The 17,161-nt window shown below is 67.8% G+C and carries 15 protein-coding genes; 8 read left to right on the top strand and 7 right to left on the bottom strand.

Annotation, left to right across the window (positions count from 1 at the left end; genetic code table 11):
* Nucleotides 1–66 precede the first annotated feature (66 nt).
* The 6 genes from whiA (at nucleotide 67) to ppc (ending at nucleotide 7,545) form a co-directional block, all read left to right on the top strand.
* Entirely contained in the window at nucleotides 67–1,044 is a 978-nt protein-coding gene (gene whiA / locus PWF70_RS13010) for a DNA-binding protein WhiA (RefSeq protein ID WP_006357227.1), read from the top strand.
* 157 nt (nucleotides 1,045–1,201) lie between these two features.
* Complete coding sequence (gene gap / locus PWF70_RS13005) at nucleotides 1,202–2,221, top strand: type I glyceraldehyde-3-phosphate dehydrogenase (RefSeq protein ID WP_006357228.1); 1,020 nt, start codon at nucleotides 1,202–1,204, stop codon at nucleotides 2,219–2,221.
* A 37-nt stretch (nucleotides 2,222–2,258) separates the two neighbouring features.
* Entirely contained in the window at nucleotides 2,259–3,470 is a 1,212-nt protein-coding gene (locus tag PWF70_RS13000) for a phosphoglycerate kinase (RefSeq protein ID WP_280089227.1), read from the top strand.
* A gap of 3 nt (nucleotides 3,471–3,473) precedes the next feature.
* A complete protein-coding gene (tpiA, locus tag PWF70_RS12995) occupies nucleotides 3,474–4,262 on the top strand; it encodes a triose-phosphate isomerase (RefSeq protein ID WP_005194872.1) in 789 nt (262 codons plus the stop codon).
* 110 nt (nucleotides 4,263–4,372) lie between these two features.
* Nucleotides 4,373–4,606, top strand: a complete 234-nt coding sequence (secG, locus tag PWF70_RS12990; protein WP_006357231.1) for a preprotein translocase subunit SecG — start codon at nucleotides 4,373–4,375, stop codon at nucleotides 4,604–4,606.
* Between the two features lie 98 nt (nucleotides 4,607–4,704).
* A complete protein-coding gene (ppc, locus tag PWF70_RS12985) occupies nucleotides 4,705–7,545 on the top strand; it encodes a phosphoenolpyruvate carboxylase (protein WP_283378097.1) in 2,841 nt (946 codons plus the stop codon).
* Nucleotides 7,546–7,561: 16 nt separating this feature from the next.
* Here ppc and ppnP read toward each other — a convergent pair whose 3' ends face one another.
* The 6 genes from ppnP to tkt are packed head-to-tail and all read right to left on the bottom strand — an operon-like array spanning nucleotide 7,562 to nucleotide 14,448.
* Nucleotides 7,562–7,888: a pyrimidine/purine nucleoside phosphorylase gene (gene ppnP, locus PWF70_RS12980; RefSeq protein ID WP_283378096.1), complete on the bottom strand. Its 327-nt coding sequence runs from the start codon at nucleotides 7,886–7,888 to the stop codon at nucleotides 7,562–7,564.
* A 22-nt stretch (nucleotides 7,889–7,910) separates the two neighbouring features.
* Nucleotides 7,911–8,648 carry a 6-phosphogluconolactonase gene (pgl, locus tag PWF70_RS12975; RefSeq protein ID WP_035751698.1) on the bottom strand — a complete coding sequence of 246 codons (738 nt, stop codon included), beginning with the start codon at nucleotides 8,646–8,648 and terminating at the stop codon, nucleotides 7,911–7,913.
* A 5-nt stretch (nucleotides 8,649–8,653) separates the two neighbouring features.
* Nucleotides 8,654–9,655: a glucose-6-phosphate dehydrogenase assembly protein OpcA gene (locus tag PWF70_RS12970; protein ID WP_006357235.1), complete on the bottom strand. Its 1,002-nt coding sequence runs from the start codon at nucleotides 9,653–9,655 to the stop codon at nucleotides 8,654–8,656.
* The gene (zwf, locus tag PWF70_RS12965) at nucleotides 9,652–11,220 is read right to left on the bottom strand and encodes a glucose-6-phosphate dehydrogenase (protein ID WP_006357236.1); all 1,569 of its coding nucleotides are present in this window, start codon (nucleotides 11,218–11,220) and stop codon (nucleotides 9,652–9,654) included. The genes PWF70_RS12970 and zwf overlap by 4 nt, the downstream gene beginning before the upstream one ends.
* A gap of 7 nt (nucleotides 11,221–11,227) precedes the next feature.
* Nucleotides 11,228–12,349: a transaldolase gene (gene tal / locus PWF70_RS12960; RefSeq protein ID WP_006357237.1), complete on the bottom strand. Its 1,122-nt coding sequence runs from the start codon at nucleotides 12,347–12,349 to the stop codon at nucleotides 11,228–11,230.
* Nucleotides 12,350–12,369: 20 nt separating this feature from the next.
* A complete protein-coding gene (tkt, locus tag PWF70_RS12955; protein ID WP_006357238.1) occupies nucleotides 12,370–14,448 on the bottom strand; it encodes a transketolase in 2,079 nt (692 codons plus the stop codon).
* A 240-nt stretch (nucleotides 14,449–14,688) separates the two neighbouring features.
* On the opposite strand from tkt, the gene PWF70_RS12950 reads away from it, so the two are divergent.
* Nucleotides 14,689–15,681: a heme o synthase gene (locus tag PWF70_RS12950; protein WP_006357239.1), complete on the top strand. Its 993-nt coding sequence runs from the start codon at nucleotides 14,689–14,691 to the stop codon at nucleotides 15,679–15,681.
* An 18-nt stretch (nucleotides 15,682–15,699) separates the two neighbouring features.
* On the opposite strand, the gene PWF70_RS12945 is transcribed toward PWF70_RS12950, so the two are convergent.
* Nucleotides 15,700–16,674: a quinone oxidoreductase family protein gene (locus PWF70_RS12945; protein WP_035751521.1), complete on the bottom strand. Its 975-nt coding sequence runs from the start codon at nucleotides 16,672–16,674 to the stop codon at nucleotides 15,700–15,702.
* A 75-nt stretch (nucleotides 16,675–16,749) separates the two neighbouring features.
* Here PWF70_RS12945 and PWF70_RS12940 point away from each other — a divergent pair, with 75 nt between their 5' ends.
* Nucleotides 16,750–17,133, top strand: a complete 384-nt coding sequence (locus PWF70_RS12940; RefSeq protein ID WP_006357241.1) for a hypothetical protein — start codon at nucleotides 16,750–16,752, stop codon at nucleotides 17,131–17,133.
* Nucleotides 17,134–17,161 lie beyond the last annotated feature (28 nt).

Below are 17,161 nucleotides of genomic sequence, written 5' to 3'. Positions count from 1 at the left end.
GGCGATGATTCGGCGTTTTCTCGAGGGACGTGTGGGCAGTTGACAGGAGGACAGGGACCGGTGGCGATGACGGCAGCGGTGAAAGACGAGCTGAGTCGCCTGACGGTGACCCAGGTGAGTTGCCGGAGAGCCGAGGTGTCGGCCCTGCTGCGTTTCGCCGGCGGCCTGCACATCGTGGCGGGCCGCGTCGTCGTGGAGGCCGAGGTCGACATGGGCAATGTCGCGCGGCGCCTACGACGCGAGATCCACGACCTGTTCGGCTACGGCTCCGACGTCCACGTCCTGCGAAGCGGCGGCCTGCGCAAGTCGGCCCGCTACATCGTGCGCATCACCAAGGACGGCGAGGGACTCGCCCGGCAGACCGGCTTGCTCGATCTGCGTGGCCGGCCGGTGCGCGGCCTCCCGGCCCAGGTGGTCGGCGGTAGCGTCGCCGACGCCGAAGCCGCTTGGCGCGGTGCGTTTCTCGCCCACGGTTCGTTGACCGAACCAGGACGCTCGTCGGCGCTCGAGGTCAGCTGCCCCGGACCCGAGGCCGCGTTGGCGCTCGTCGGCGCCGCCCGTCGCCTCGGTGTGACCGCGAAGGCGCGCGAGGTCCGCGGCGCCGACCGCGTCGTCATCCGCGACGGCGAGGCCATCGGCGCGCTGCTCACCCGGATGGGCGCCCACGACACCCGCCTGGTCTGGGAGGAACGCCGCATGCGCCGCGAGGTGCGCGCGACCGCGAACCGCCTCGCCAACTTCGACGACGCCAACCTCCGGCGCTCGGCCCGCGCGGCAGTGGCTGCGGCCGCCCGCGTCGAACGCGCCCTGGAGATCCTCGGTGACGAGGTCCCCGACCATCTCATCGCGGCCGGACAGCTGCGCATCACCCATCGGCAGGCCTCTCTGGAGGAGCTCGGCCAGCTCGCCGACCCGCCGATGACCAAGGACGCCGTCGCCGGACGCATCCGCCGGCTGTTGTCGATGGCTGACAAGAAAGCTCGCCAGGACGGCATCCCGGACACCGAATCGGCGGTCACCTCAGAGCTGCTCGACGAGGCCTAGGGACCTGCGGTGTGCCGGACCGAACCCGGCCTACTAGGCTGAAGTCGACGTGTGCGGACCGGGGGTCACCCCTGTGTGCCATCGGTGACCGCTCACGGCGCGGCCAGCAGGGCTTGACCCACAGGCCTGACCATGAATACCGCTAAGGAGCACAACTGTGACTGTTCGGGTAGGCGTCAACGGATTCGGCCGGATCGGCCGCAACTTCTTCCGTGCCGTCGAAGCGCAAAAGGCTTTGGGCACCACTGACATCGAGATCGTCGCGGTCAACGACCTCACCGACAACGCGACTCTCGCGCACCTGCTGAAGTTCGACTCGATCCTCGGCCGTCTGCCCGAAGACGTCAGCCTCGAAGGCGACGACACCATCGTGGTGGGCGACAAGAAGATCAAGGCGCTCGAGGTCAAGGAAGGCCCCGCAGCCATCCCGTGGGGCGACCTGGGCGTGGACGTCGTCGTCGAGTCGACCGGCATCTTCACCGCACGCGCCAAGGCCCAGGGCCACCTGGACGCCGGCGCCAAGAAGGTCATCATCTCGGCCCCCGCCTCGGATGAGGACATCACCATCGTCATGGGCGTCAACGACGACAAGTACGACGGCAGCCAGAACATCATCTCCAACGCCTCGTGCACCACGAACTGCCTCGGCCCGCTGGCCAAGGTCCTCAACGACGAGTTCGGCATCGTCAAGGGCCTCATGACCACGATCCACGCCTACACCCAGGATCAGAACCTGCAGGACGGCCCGCACAAGGACCTGCGCCGCGCACGTGGTGCCGCGATCAACATCGTGCCGACCTCGACCGGTGCCGCCAAGGCCATCGGCCTGGTCCTCCCGGAGCTGAAGGGCAAGCTCGACGGTTACGCCCTGCGCGTGCCGATCCCCACCGGCTCGGTCACCGACCTCACCGCGCAGCTGGCCAAGCAGGCCACCGCCGAGGAGATCAACGCCGCGCTCAAGGCTGCCGCCGAGGGTCCGCTCAAGGGCATCCTCAAGTACTACGACGCCCCGATCGTCTCCTCCGACATCGTCACCGACCCGCACAGCTCGCTGTTCGACGCCGGCCTGACCAAGGTCATCGACGATCAGGCCAAGGTCGTGTCCTGGTACGACAACGAGTGGGGCTACTCGAACCGCCTCGTCGACCTCATCGGACTCGTCAGCAAGTCTCTCTAGTCCACTCGTCGTACAACGAAAGAGGAGTCAACGCCTCATGGGTGTTCCCACTCTGAAGAACCTTCTGGAAGAGGGTGTTTCGGGTCGCGGAGTGCTGGTCCGTTCGGATTTCAACGTCCCGCTCGACGGGTCGACGATCACCGACCCGGGTCGCATCCTCGCCTCGCTGCCCACCCTCAACGCGCTGATCGACGCCGGCGCCAAGGTGATCATCACCGCCCACCTGGGTCGGCCGAAGGGCGAGCCGGATCCGAAGTTCTCGCTCGCGCCCGTCGCGGCGCGGCTCGGCGAAGAACTCGGTCGCAACGTGCAGCTCGCCGGTGACGTCGTCGGCACCGACGCGCTCGCCCGCGCCGAGGGTCTCACCGACGGTGACGTCCTGCTCCTGGAGAACATCCGTTTCGATCCGCGGGAGACCTCCAAGGACGACGCCGAGCGCGAGAAGCTGGCCAAGGCCCTCGTCGAACTCGTCGGCGAGGACGGCGCGTTCGTCTCGGACGGCTTCGGAGTGGTCCACCGCAAGCAGGCATCGGTCTACGACGTCGCCAAGCTGCTCCCGCACTACGCGGGAGAGCTGGTGGCGGCCGAGGTCGACGTCCTGTCGAAGCTCACCGAAGAGGTGACCCGTCCCTACGCGGTCGTCCTCGGTGGCTCGAAGGTCTCCGACAAGCTCGGGGTCATCGAGGCGTTGGCTCCCAAGGTCGACACGCTCGTCATCGGTGGCGGCATGGCCTTCACCTTCCTGGCCGCACAGGGCCATTCGGTGGGCACCTCGCTGCTGCAGGAAGACCAGATCGACGTCTGCAAGAGCCTGCTCGAGCGCTTCGGCGACGTCATCCACCTGCCGGTCGACGTCGTGGTGGCCGACAAGTTCGCCGCCGACGCGGAGGCGAAGACCGTCGCCGCCGACGCCATCCCGGACGGCTGGATGGGACTCGACATCGGACCGGAGTCGGTGAAGCGATTCACCGCGGTCCTCTCGGGCGCCCAGACGATCTTCTGGAACGGTCCGTCCGGCGTCTTCGAGTTCGAGAAGTTCTCGGCCGGCACCCGCGGTGTCGCCGAGGCCATCGCCGGTGCGACCGGCAACGGTGCGTTCACCGTGGTCGGTGGCGGCGACTCGGCTGCCGCGGTGCGGACCCTGGGTCTGCCCGACTCGGACTTCTCGCACATCTCCACCGGAGGTGGCGCATCGCTGGAGTACCTCGAAGGCAAGGAACTCCCCGGACTGAAGGTGCTGGAGAGCTGAGCCATGGCAACTCGTAAACCGCTCATCGCGGGCAACTGGAAGATGAACCTGAACCACCTCGAGGCCATCGCGTTGGTTCAGAAGATCGCCTTCGCCCTGCCGGCGAAGTACTTCGACAAGGTCGACGTGACGGTGATCCCGCCGTTCACCGACATCCGCAGCGTGCAGACCGTCGTCGACGGCGACAAGCTGCTGCTCACCTACGGTGCGCAGGATCTGTCGCAGCACGACTCGGGTGCCTACACCGGGGAGATCAGCGGCGCCTTCCTCGCGAAGCTCGGCTGTACCTTCGTCGTCGTCGGCCACTCGGAGCGACGCACCCTGCACGGTGAGACCGACGAGATCGTGCTGGCCAAGACCAAGGCCGCGCTCAAGCACGAACTCACCCCGATCGTCTGCATCGGCGAGGGTCTCGAGATCCGCGAGGCCGGCGAGCACGTCGCGTACAACGTGGCGCAGCTCAAGGGTTCGCTGGCGGGCCTGTCGGCCGCCGAGATCGCCAAGACCGTCATCGCCTACGAGCCGGTCTGGGCCATCGGCACCGGTCGCGTGGCCAGTGCCGCCGACGCCCAGGAGGTCTGCAAGGCCATCCGCGAGACCCTCGCGGAGATCGCCGACGCGGAGACCGCGGCCTCGGTCCGCATCCTCTACGGCGGTTCGGTGAACGCCAAGAACGTCGGCGACATCGTCGGCCAGACCGACGTCGACGGAGCTCTCGTCGGCGGCGCGTCGTTGAAGTCCGACGAGTTCGCGACGCTGTCGGCGATCGCCGCGGGTGGCCCCTTGCCCTGACGGGTCACACCCACGCGTACACTGTGGCAGGTTGGTGTCGATTTGCGTCGGCACCACCTGCCACAGCTGTTTCTCCAGGTGTTTACGGAAGGGCGTTTCGACTCGTGACTGTGCAAGGTGCACTCGACATCGGATTGATCGTGACCAGCGTTCTGCTGATCGTGCTCGTCCTGCTGCACCGCGGCAAGGGTGGCGGTCTGTCGTCCCTGTTCGGCGGCGGTGTCCAGTCCAGCCTGTCGGGTTCGAGCGTCGTCGAACGCAACCTCGACCGGTTGACCATCTTCGTCGGCCTCATCTGGGTGATCTTCATCGTCGGCGTGGGCGTCGACATCAAACTTTCCTGAGCTGGTTTCTGCTCTGGACCTCGGGCGACGCGTGATACGCGTCGCCCGTCGCTTTCCCCGGGATGCCGGACTCCCCTGATCTCGGGATACTTGACGGCATGAGTGAAACCGCCCCCGCCAAGGGAGCCCCGGCCTCGCGTCCGTCCATCTCGATCGTCGACCACATCGTCGTCGACGACGAGGGCCGTGCACTCACCGAACCATTACGCGAGGACATCCGTCTGCTCGGCGGCATCCTCGGCGAGGTCGTCGCCGAGCATTCCGGCACGGATGTCTTCGATCTCGTCGAGTCCGCCCGGGTCGCCGCTTTCGGCGTGCGCCGCAACGAGATCGACCGCAACGAGCTCGCCGACATGTTCGTCGACCTCGACGTCGCCACCGCGGTACCCGTCATCCGCGCCTTCAGCCATTTCGCGCTGCTGGCCAATCTGGCCGAGGACATCCACCGCGAACGCCGCCGCGCCATCCACGTGCGGGCCGGTGACCCGCCGCAGAAGTCCAGCCTGGCCGCCACCTACCGTCAGCTCGCCGACGCCGGACTCGGCGACGAGGAGGTCGGCAAGGCACTCGCCGACGCCAACGTCGTCCCGGTCATCACCGCCCACCCGACCGAGACGCGGCGTCGCACGGTGTTCGAGGCGCAGAACCGAATCACCGAGCTCATGCGCTTCCGCGGTCGCACCGAACTGACCCCCGACGAGGACGCCGAGGTCACCGAGGCGATCCGGCGCCAGATCCTCACGCTGTGGCAGACCGCTCTCATCCGTCTCGAGCGGCTGACCATCCAGGACGAGATCCGTTCGGGCCTGCGCTACTACGACGCCTCGTTCTTCGAGGTGGTGCCGGCGATCAACACCTCGGTGCGAGCCGCGCTGCGGTCGGCGTACCCGGACGCGGGTCTCGCCGACGAGCCGATGATCCGCATGGGGTCCTGGATCGGCGGCGACCGGGACGGCAACCCGTTCGTCACCGCCGAGGTCGTCACCCTGGCCACCACGCTGGCCGCCGCGACCGCGGTCGGGCACCACCTCGCCGAACTCGAGAACCTCGCGCAGGAACTGAGTATGTCGGCGCGACTGATCACCGGCACCGAGCCGCTGCTGGCACTCGCCGGCGCCGATGCCGACGACCCCGGTGTCGACGAGCCGTTCCGGCTCGCGCTGCGGCACATCAGGTCCCGTCTGGCGGCGACGGCGAGGGGCATGTTCGACGACGACTTCCTCTCATCGAGCGACCTCTTCCTCGTCGACGGCAAGTCGCCGTATCACGACGCATCGGAACTCCTCGCCGACCTGGACGTCATCGACGCCGCGCTGCGGGTCAACAACGACGCCACCATCGCCGACGACCGCCTCTTGTCGCTCCGGGAGTCGGTGCGTACCTTCGGTTTCCATCTGTCCGGACTCGACCTGCGGCAGAACTCCGACATGCACGAGGAGGTCGTCGCCGAACTCCTGGCGTGGGCCGGCGTGCACGCCGACTACGCCTCGCTGGGGGAGGAGGAGCGCGTCGAGATCCTGTCCGCCGAGCTGCAACGCCGTCGTCCGCTGACCAGTCCCGACGCGGAACTGAGCGAACTGGCGACCAAGGAACTCGGGATCGTGCGGGCTGCTGCGAAGGCGGTCGCGACGTTCGGACCGGAAGCGGTGCCGAACTACATCATCAGCATGTGCACCTCGGTGAGTGACATGCTCGAGGCCCTGATCCTGCTGAAGGAGGCCGGTCTCTACGATCCTGGTGCGGCGGGGGAGAACGCGCCGCGCTCGACCGTCCGCGTCGTACCGCTGTTCGAGACGATCGAGGATCTGCAGCAGGGCGCCACAACGCTGCTCGCCGTTCTCGACGTGCCGTTCTACCGGGCGCTCGTGGAGTCCCAGCACGGCATGCAGGAGATCATGCTCGGCTACTCCGACTCCAACAAGGACGGCGGTTACATGGCCGCCAACTGGGCGCTGTACCGCGCCGAACTCGACCTCGTCGAGGCGGCGTCTCGGTCGGGAATCCGGTTGCGGCTCTTCCACGGTCGCGGTGGCACCGTCGGTCGCGGTGGAGGTCCCAGCTACGATGCCATCCTCGCCCAGCCGCCGGGTGCGGTCCAGGGATCGTTGCGGATCACCGAGCAGGGCGAGATCATCGCCGCCAAGTACGCCGAACCGGTGACCGCCCGCCGCAACCTGGAGACGCTGCTGGCCGCGACCATCGAGTCGTCGTTGCTCGACGTCGAAGGTCTCGGCGACGAATCGGAGTCGGCCTACGAGATCATGGACGACATCGCGGCCAGGGCACGTGCGGCGTACAGCCGTCTGGTGCACGAGACACCGGGATTCGTCGAGTACTTCACCACGTCGACGCCGCTGTCGGAGATCGGCGCCCTCAACATCGGCAGCCGCCCGGCGTCACGCAAGCAGACCGAGAAGATCTCGGATCTCCGAGCGATCCCGTGGGTGCTGTCGTGGACGCAATCACGCGTGATGCTGCCGGGCTGGTACGGCACCGGGTCCGCGTTCGAGGAGTGGGTCGGCGACGATCCCACCCGCCTCGAGGCCCTGCAGCGCTACTACGAGAAGTGGCCGTTCTTCCGCACCGTCATGTCCAACATGGCGCAGGTGCTGGCCAAGTCCGACATGGGTCTTGCCGAGCGCTACGCACAGCTGGTTCCCGACGAGCAACTGCGCGACAAGGTGTTCGGCATGATCGTCGACGAGCACGAGCGCACGATCGCCATGTGCGCCGAGATCACCGGCACCGACGACCTGTTGCACGACAACGCAGCCCTGAAACGTTCGGTCTACAACCGTTTTCCGTACCTCGAGCCCCTCAACCTGCTGCAGGTGGAGCTGCTGCGCCGGTTCCGTGCGGGGGAGGACACCCCGCTGGTGCGCCGCGGTATCCAGCTCACCATGAACGGTCTGGCGACGGCGCTGCGGAACTCGGGTTAGCCCGGAGTGGCTGTGCTCAGCCGTAGTGGCAGACGTAGCTGACGGGGTCGGTGACCTCGATGTCGAACGAGGAGTTCCCGGGCACCGAGAACGAGTCGCCCGCGCCGTAGGAGGTCCAGTCCTCGCTGCCGGCGAGCCGCACCCGGCAGGCGCCGCTGTGGAGTTCCATGATCTCGGGTGCGCCGGTGCCGAAATTCAGTGTCGCGGGCAGGATCACACCGGCCGATTTACGGGTGCCGTCGGCGAGGTGGAACGTGTGGCTCACGCACTTGCCGTCGAAGTAGACGTTGGCGCGAGGGTCGTGGGTCACGTTCGCGTAGGTCGAGGTATCGGTCACGAGCATCGAGCCTAGCGTGAGCCCGGAATCACTTGAGCCGGGAGGCCGCGTCCTCGTCGAGGAACCAGATGGTCTCTTCGGTGCCGTGGGCACCGGCGCAGGGCCAGTCCGCCGGGTCGGCACCGTTGTGGGCAGCGACGACGGCCTCGGCCTTGTCGGCGCCGGCGACGAGGAACCAGACGTTGCGCGACCGGTTGACCACGGGCAGTGTCAAGGTGATCCGACGCGGCGGCGGCTTGGGCGAATCCTCCACGGCGACAACCGACTTCTCGGTCTCCGCGGTGGCCGCGGTGTGCGGGAAGAGTGAGTTGATGTGGCCTTCGCCGCCCATTCCCAGAAGGTGAAGATCGAACTCCGGGGCAATGCCGTCAGAGGAGCGGCCGGCCAGGATCGCCGCGTAATCGGCTGCGGCGGCGTCGATGTCGTCGCCGAACGGGCCGTCGGACGGGGCCATCGGGAAGACCCGCGACGGGTCGACCGGCACCTTGTCGAGCAGGGCTTCGCGGGCCTGTCCGGAGTTGCGTTCCGGGTCGTCGGCCGGTACGAATCGGTCGTCGCCCCAGTACAGGTCGACTCGCGACCAGTCGATCGTGCCGCTGTCGGCGGCCAGGGCCGACAGAATGCCGATCCCGTTGCTGCCGCCGGTCAGGACGATGCTCGCGACGTCGCGTTCGGCCTGTGCGCGGGTCACCAGGTCGATGAAGCGAGCGGCCGCGGTCACGACCAGTTCCTGCTTGGACTCGAAGACCAGCGTCTCGTTGGCCACGTCTTTTACTCTTTTCCGTCGGATGCAGCTGAATCGCTCTGCTGTGCGGCGTGTTCGACAGCGGCTCGCATGTCGGCTCGGAGGAGTGCCTCCTGCTCCGGTGAGATCCGCTCCACGTCGGCGACACCGGCCAACGCCGAGGCGTACACCTCGTCGACGTCGAGACGGCGCAACTCCTCGGCGATGCACACCGGCAGCGAGCGCGGCGTCATCGCGATCTTCCCGTCCGGCTTGCCGGGTGCGGTCAGGACGGCGTTGTTGCTCTCGTCGACGGCCAGCACGGTGTCGCCGTCGGTCCGGACGAGTCGAACCTCGAAGCTGCCGGTGAACCTGCGCGTGGGGACGCCCAGCGCGGACCGCAGCCAGCCGGCGAGCAGGTCGATGGCCGGACTGCGATCGGGTCCGGTCACATCGATCTCGAGGACCGGGGTGAACGGAGGACGATCGAGGGCCGAAGCGAGGATCGCCCGCCACGGGGTGAGCTGGGTCCAGGCGATGTCGGTGTCACCGGGCGAGTACCCGGCGAGACGACGTTTGAGGACGGTGTTCAGGCCGGGGTCGCGATTGGCGTCCATGATCCGGCGGCGGCCCAGCGTGCCGAGCGGATCGGATGCCGGCCGCGCGGGACCGATACTCGGCCACCAGGTGACCACCGGGGTGTCCGGCAGCAGGAAGGGGATCACCACTGCGTGTGCGTGGTCGGCCATGTCGCCGGCCAGAGACAGCACGATGACCTCCGACGCGCCGGCGTCGCCGCCGACGCGGATCTCGGCGTCCATCCGCGAACGCGCATGGCGCACACCGCGGGAGACGACGATCACGCGGCTGGGATGCTCGCGGCTCGCGGCGATCGCGGCCTCGATGGCGCCTTCGGTGGGTTCGTCGTGTTCGGCACAGACGACCAGCGTGAGCACGCGACCGCTGTTGACCGAACCCTCGGTCTCGTGGAGCGTGACCAGTCGCTTGGCGACTTCCCGGCTCGACGTGTCGGGCAGGTTGACGATCATGGACGCCTCCACTGTCGGCCATGGCGTGCGAGCATCTCGTCTGCGGACGCCGGACCCCAGGTTCCTGCCTCGTACGCTTCCGGCCGGCCGTTCTGGGCCCAGTGGTCGAGCACCGGATCGAGGATCTTCCAGGACAATTCGACTTCCTCGTTGACGGGGAAGAGTGACGGTTCCCCGAGCAGCACGTCGAGGATCAACCGTTCGTAGGCCTCCGGGGACGCCTCGGTGAACGCGGTGCCGTAACTGAAGTCCATGTTCACGTCGCGGACTTCCATGCTCGATGCGGGCACCTTGGAGCCGAACCGGAGCGTCATCCCCTCGTCGGGCTGAACGCGGATCACCAGCACGTTCTGGCTGAGTTCCTCGGTCATCGTCTGATCGAAGGGCAGATGCGGCGCCCGTTTGAAGACCAGCGCGATCTCGGTGACGCGCCGGCCGAGGCGCTTGCCGGTACGCAGGTAGAAGGGGACACCCGCCCAGCGGCGGGAGTCGACCTCCAGGGCGATCGCGGCGAAGGTCTCGGTCGTGGAGTCCTTGGCGAAGCCGGACTCCTCTTTGAGGCCGCGAACCTTCTCGCTGCCCTGCCAGCCGGCGGTGTACTGACCCCGAGCCGTGTTCTCCGACAGCGGCTCGATGTTGCGGGTGGCGGCGAGAACCTTGGCCTTCTCGGCCTGTAACTGCTTGGGCTCGAAAGAGATCGGCTCTTCCATCGCCACCAGCGCCATCAGCTGCAGCAGATGGTTCTGGATGACGTCGCGCGCCGCCCCGATGCCGTCGTAGTAGCCGGCCCGGCCACCGAGACCGATGTCCTCGGCCATGGTGATCTGGACATGGTCGACGTAGTGCGAACTCCACAGCGGATCGAACAGCTGATTGGCGAAGCGCAGCGCCAGGATGTTCTGCACCGTCTCCTTGCCGAGGTAGTGGTCGATGCGGAACACCGACGACTCCGGGAAGACGTTGTTGACGATGGCGTTGAGTTCACGGGCCGAGCCGAGGTCGTGACCGAAGGGCTTCTCGATGACCACCCGGCGCCAGCTGTCGCCGGTCTGTGCTGCGAGCCCGCTGCGCTCGAGCTGTTCACACACCGTCGGGAACGCCCCGGGCGGGATCGACAGGTAGAAGGCGTGATTGCCGTCCGTACCGCGTTCGTTGTCGAGCGACTTGAGGGTGTCGCGCAACTTGTCGAAGGCGGCGTCGTCGTCGAAATTGCCCTGCACGAAGCGGAAGCCCTCGGCGAGGCGCTCCCACACCTCCTCACGGAAGCCCGTGCGGGCGTGTTCCCGCACGGCGTCGTGCACGACCGCCCCGAAATCCTCGTCGGTCCAGTCCCGCCGGGCGAACCCGACGAGAGCGAACGACGGGGGGAGGAGGCCGCGGTTGGCGAGGTCGTAGACCGCAGGCATCAACTTCTTGCGTGCCAGGTCTCCGGTTACGCCGAAGATGACCAGACTGCACGGTCCCGCGATACGCGGGAGCCGCTTGTCCCGTGGGTCACGGAGCGGATTGGTCCAGGAGTCGGGTCCTACAGCACCGGGTCCCACTGAATCCCCGCCGACGGCCACTGTGGGATCAGCCCTTGATCGCCGCGGACAACTGCTCGGCGGTCGCGTTGAGCAGATCGTTCCACGCGTCCTCGAACTTGCTCACGCCCTCGTCCTCGAGGACCTTGAAGACATCGACCGTGTCGACGCCGAGCGCCGCGATCTTGTCGAAGACCTCCTGCGACTCCTGCGCGAGACCGATGATCGAGCCGGTGTTCACCCAACCGTGGTCGGCGAAGGCGTCCATCGTCTTGCCCGGCATGGTGTTGACCGTGTTGGGTGCGACGAGCTCGCTGACGTACAGGGTGTCGGGGTAGTCCGGGTTCTTCACGCCGGTCGACGCCCAGAGCGCGCGCTGCGGACGGGCGCCGTGGGCGAGCAGATCGGGGAAGCGCGACTCGACCTCGAACACCTGCTGGTAGGCCGAGTAGGCCAGGCGGGCGTTGGCCAGTGCCGCCTTGCCCTTGAGCTCCATCGCCTCCGGGGTGCCGATGGCGTCGAGACGCTTGTCGATCTCGGTGTCGACGCGCGAGACGAAGAACGACGCCACCGAGTGGATGTTCGACAGGTCGTGGCCGGCTTCCGCGGCGGCGTCGAGGCCGTCGAGGTAGGCGTCCATGACGTCCTTGTAGCGCTCCACCGAGAAGATCAGCGTCACGTTGACGCTGATGCCCTCGGCGATGACCTTGGTGATCGCCGGGAGCCCGGCCGTGGTGGCCGGGATCTTGATCAGCAGGTTCGGGCGGTCGACGATCTTCCACAGCTCGATCGCCTGGGCGACCGTGCCGTCGGTGTCGTGGGCCAGGCGCGGGTCGACCTCGATCGACACCCGGCCGTCGACGCCGTCGGACTCCTCGTACACCGGTGCGAGCACGTCGCAGGCGTTGCGGACGTCGTCGGTGGTCACCGTGCGGATGGTGCCGTCGACATCGGCGCCACGCGCGGCCAGTTCGGTGACCTGCGCGTTGTAGGCGGTGCCCTTCGACAGCGCCGCTTGGAAGATCGACGGGTTGGTGGTCACACCGACCACCGACTTGGTCGAGATCAGTTCGGCGAGTTCGCCGGAGCCGATCAGGTCACGGGACAGGTCGTCCAGCCACACCGAGACTCCGGCGGCGGACAGTTCGGCGAGCTTCTCGTTCTGGGTCACGATCTCTCTCCTTGGGTTGGTCAGCCGGCGACGACGCGCTCGGCGGCCGACGTGACGGCCTCTGCGGTGATCCCGAACTTGGTGAAGAGCACCTTGTAGTCGGCCGAGGCACCGAAGTGCTCGATGCTGACGATCTCGCCACCGGCGCCGACGATGCGGTACCACGGCATCGCGATGCCGGCCTCGACGGCGACACGCGGAACCGACGGCGGGAGCACGTGGTCCTGGTACCCCTTGGGCTGCTCGTCGAACCACTCGACACAGGGCATGGACACGACGCGGGCCTTGATTCCCTTGTCGGCCAGCGCCTTCTGTGCTTCGACGGCCAGGTACACCTCGGAGCCCGTGCCGATCAGCACGACCTGCGGATCGCCCTCGGAATCGCTGAGGATGTAGCCGCCGTTGGCGACGCCCTGCGCCGAGGTGCCCTCGAGGATCGGGAGGTTCTGCCGGGTGAGCGCCAGGCCGACCGGGTGGTTGCGCCGGGTCAGCAGGTGCGCCCACGCGTAGGCGGTCTCGTTCGCGTCGGCGGGACGCACGACGTCGAGATTAGGGATCGCCCGCAGCGCCGCCAGGTGCTCGATCGGCTGGTGGGTCGGGCCGTCCTCGCCGAGACCGATCGAGTCATGGGTCCAGACGTAGATCGGGTCGATCTCCATCAGCGCCGCCAGACGGACGGCCGGACGCATGTAGTCGGCGAACTGCAGGAAGGTGCCGCCGTAGGCGCGGGTCGGTCCGTGCAGGGCGATGCCCGACAGGATCGAACCCATCGCGTGCTCGCGGACACCGAAGTGCAGGGTGCGGCCGTACGGGTTGGCCGACCACTTCTTGGTGCTGATCGACGTCGGGCCGAACGAGGGCTCGCCGTCCATCGTGGTGTTGTTCGAGCCGGCGAGGTCGGCAGAACCGCCCCACAGCTCGGGCAGCACGGGCGCGAGGGCGCCGAGCACCTTGCCCGAGGCGCTGCGCGTCGCCACGTCCTTGTCGCCGACGTTCCAGCTCGGCAGGTTCTCGGTCCAGCCCTCGGGGAGCTCGTGGGCGGTCAGGCGATCGAACAGCGCCTTCTGCTCGGGGTTCTTCTCAGCCCATGCGTCGAAGGACGCCGTCCAGGCCTTGCGCTGCTCGGCGCCGCGCTCGACGAGCTTGCGGGTGTGCGCGATGACCTCGTCGGTGACCTCGAAGTTCTTCTCCGGGTCGAAGCCGAGAATCTTCTTGGTCGCGGCGATCTCCTCGTCACCGAGCGCCGCGCCGTGGGCCGCGCCGGTGTTCATGAGGTTGGGTGCCGGGAAGCCGATGATGGTGCGGAGGCAGATGATCGACGGACGGTCGACGACCTCCTGGGCGGCCTTGATCGCGGCCTCGATGGCCACGACGTCCTCGCCGCCTTCGACGGTCTGCACGTGCCAGCCGTAGGCCTCGTAGCGCTTGGCGACGTCCTCGGACAGGGCGATGTCGGTGTCGTCCTCGATCGAGATCTGGTTCTGGTCGTAGAACACGATCAGGTTGCCGAGCTGCTGGGTGCCGGCGAGCGAGCTGGCCTCAGAGGTCACGCCCTCCTCGATGTCACCGTCGGAGGCGACCACGTAGATGTAGTGGTCGAACGGGCTCTCGCCGACGCCGGCATCCGGGTCGAACAGGCCGCGCTCGCGGCGGGCGGCCATCGCCATGCCGACCGATGAGGCGAGACCCTGGCCCAGCGGGCCGGTGGTGATCTCCACACCGCGGGTGTGGCGGAACTCCGGGTGACCGGGGGTCAGCGAATCCCAGGTCCGCAGCGCCTCGATGTCGGAGAGCTCGAGGCCGAAGCCACCCAGGTAGAGCTGGATGTAGAGGGTCAGGCTCGAATGCCCGCAGGACAGCACGAAGCGGTCGCGGCCGGCCCAGTCGGTGTCGGTGGGGTCGTGACGCATCACGCGCTGGAACAGCGTGTAGGCCAACGGTGCGAGGCTCATGGCCGTACCCGGATGACCACTGCCACACTTCTGCACCGCGTCGGCGGCCAGCAGGCGGGCCGTGTCGACGGCACGCGTGTCGAGGTCGGTCCAGTCGTCCGGATGGCGGGGGGTGGTCAGTGCGCGGATCTCGTCTGTGTCGGCCACGATGGTGATTGTCTCCTGTGCCTGCTCGGGTTTTCGGCGCGTTCGGGTCCAGAGTAATCGGCCAGGAGCACGGCCTGCGCGCCGACCGAAAGTTACCGGTCGGTTCGTCGATCGGTGCCGGTCACGGGTCCGGCCACGAGGCGATTACGGTTCGCGAAGGCAAACGTCTACCATGCTCTGTAGTAGCCCGCGGCGATCTGTGCGGGCAGACGAGGAGTGTTCGTGAGGATAGGGGAGCGTGTGAGCGGAGACCGTCCCGCCGCATCCCACTCGACCGACACCGCATCACAGCAGGTTTCGACCGAGCCGGTCATGCCGGCGGATCTGACGTGGGCCGGACGTGTGCGCGCGACGGTGCTTGCGTATGTCGCGCTGACCAAGCCGCGGGTCATCGAGCTGCTGCTGGTCGCGACGATCCCGGTGATGCTGCAGGCCGATCGCGGTCACGTCGACATCGCTGTCATCGCCTTCACCCTGATCGGTGGATGGCTCGGTGCCGGCAGCGCGAACACCCTCAACATGGTGGTCGACGCCGACATCGACAAGAAGATGAAGCGCACCGAACGGCGGCCCCTGGCCCGTCGGGCGGTCGCCACGCGCAGTGCGCTGATCTTCGGCCTGGTGCTCTGGGCCGCGTCGTTCGCGGTGCTGTACTTCGCCGCGAACCTGCTGTCGTCTCTGCTCGTCTCGGCGACGATCATCTTCTACGTCGGCGTCTACACGATGATCCTCAAGCGCCGCACCTGGCAGAACGTGGTGTGGGGCGGCGCCGCCGGTTGCATGCCGACGCTGGTCGGCTGGGCGGCCGTCACCGGCTCGATCAGCTGGCAGCCGATCGTGCTGTTCCTGGTCATCTTCTTCTGGACTCCGCCGCACACCTGGGCGCTCGCGATGCGCTACAAGGAGGACTACAAGGCGGCCGGCGTGCCGATGCTCCCGGTCATCGCGACCGAGGAACGCGTCACGCGTCAGATGCTGATCTACACCTGGCTGACCGTCATCAGCTCCCTCGCACTGATCCCGGCCACCAGCTGGATCTACACGGTGATCGCCCTCCTCGCCGGCGCCTGGTTCCTCGAGCGGGTCACCAAGCTCTACCGCGACACCAAGCGCGGCGCCGAGGTGAAGCCCCTCAAGGTGTTCCTGCAGTCCAACGAGTACCTGGCGATCGTCTTCTGCGGCCTCGCGATCGACGCGGTCGTCGGCATGCAGACGATCTCCTCGTACTTCTGATCCGGTCGTTCAGATCCCTCAGGAATCCGCCGGCAGCAGCACGGTCGCACCCGTGGTCTTGCGTGCCTCCAGGTCCGCGTGGGCCTGCGCGGCGTCGGCCAGCCGGTATCGCTGACCCACCCGCACGTCCACGTCGCCGTCTCCGATCGCCTCAAAGTACTCGCTTGCCCGCCAGTTCAGTTCCTCCGGCGTCGCGGTGAAATGCGCGAGGGTGGGTCGGGTCACCGACAACGAACCGGCCGGGTTGAGGCGCTGCAGATCGAACGGCGGCACCGGTCCGCTGGAGGCACCGAACAGCACGATGATGCCGCGGACGGCCGTGGCGGCCAGCGACTGCTCGAAGGTGTCGGCGCCGACCCCGTCGTAGACCACCGCAACACCGCGACCGTCGGTCAACTCCCGGACGCGCGCGGCGAGGTCGTCCCCGTAGCGCAGGACGTGGTCGGCCCCGGCCTCCCGGGACAACTGCTCCTTCTCCTCCGAGGACACCGTCGTGATGACCCGCAGACCGTGGCGCTTGGCCATCTGGGTCAGGATCAGCCCGACCCCGCCGGCCCCGGCGTGGATCAGCACCGTGTCCTCCGGATGCGGGTGTGCGCTGCCGTCGAGCAGGTAGTGCGCGGTGAGCCCGCGGAGCAGCGACGATCCGGCGACCGCGTCGTCGATGCCGTCGGGGACGACGACCGCCTGAGCGGCGGGCACCGCCACGAGTTCGGCATACGACGCGGGCGCCGCACACCATGCGACCCGCTGACCCACTTCGAGGGCGGACACGTCGGAGCCCAGGGAGACGATCTCGCCGGCCCCCTCGGTGCCCGGGATGTACGGCGGGGTCGAAGGATAGAGACCGCGGCGGAGATAGGTGTCGATGTAGTTGACGCCCACCGCCGAGGTTCGGACGATCACCTCGTCGGCGGCCGGGATCGGGTCGTCGACGGTTCCGAAGGTCAGGACGTCCGGACCGCCGTGGCGGGTCACCTGTATCGCACGCACGACACCCGTTGTACACGGGGAACGCGCCGGACGTGACGCCCATCCCGGTATCGGGATCGGCCGAGGCCCACCGGTATGCTGAGCGTCATGACTGACAGTGCCGCCACCGACACCACAGCCACGCCGACCGTCCAGGCACCGGGCGATGTCGTCGCCTCGGTGAAGAAGTTCGTCGCGCGCGAGGGCGGGAGCGCCAAGGTCGTCCTGCAGGCGATCGGTGCGGCCGGCGTCCGGATCACGCTCGTCGGTGACGCCGGAGGCGTCCTCGGTGACCGCGTCGTCGCCGACCTCGCGACCGCGCAGGCAGTCGTCGACGCCGTCGACGGACTCGAGATCGCCGAGTGGGATCGCGATCTCACCTCCGAGACCACCGTCAAGCCGTCGCATTACCGCAAGATGGCCGGCTGGGTGGCCCGCCAGAAGCGCTTCCCGAAGGCGCGCAACCGCGCGATCCTCTGACGCGACGGTCCGACCCGCGAACCAGAGA

Source organism: Gordonia sp. Swx-4, from assembly GCF_030316175.1.
GTDB classification, from domain to species: Bacteria; Actinomycetota; Actinomycetes; order Mycobacteriales; family Mycobacteriaceae; genus Gordonia; species Gordonia alkanivorans.
This window is presented reverse-complemented; position numbering and strand designations above follow the sequence as displayed.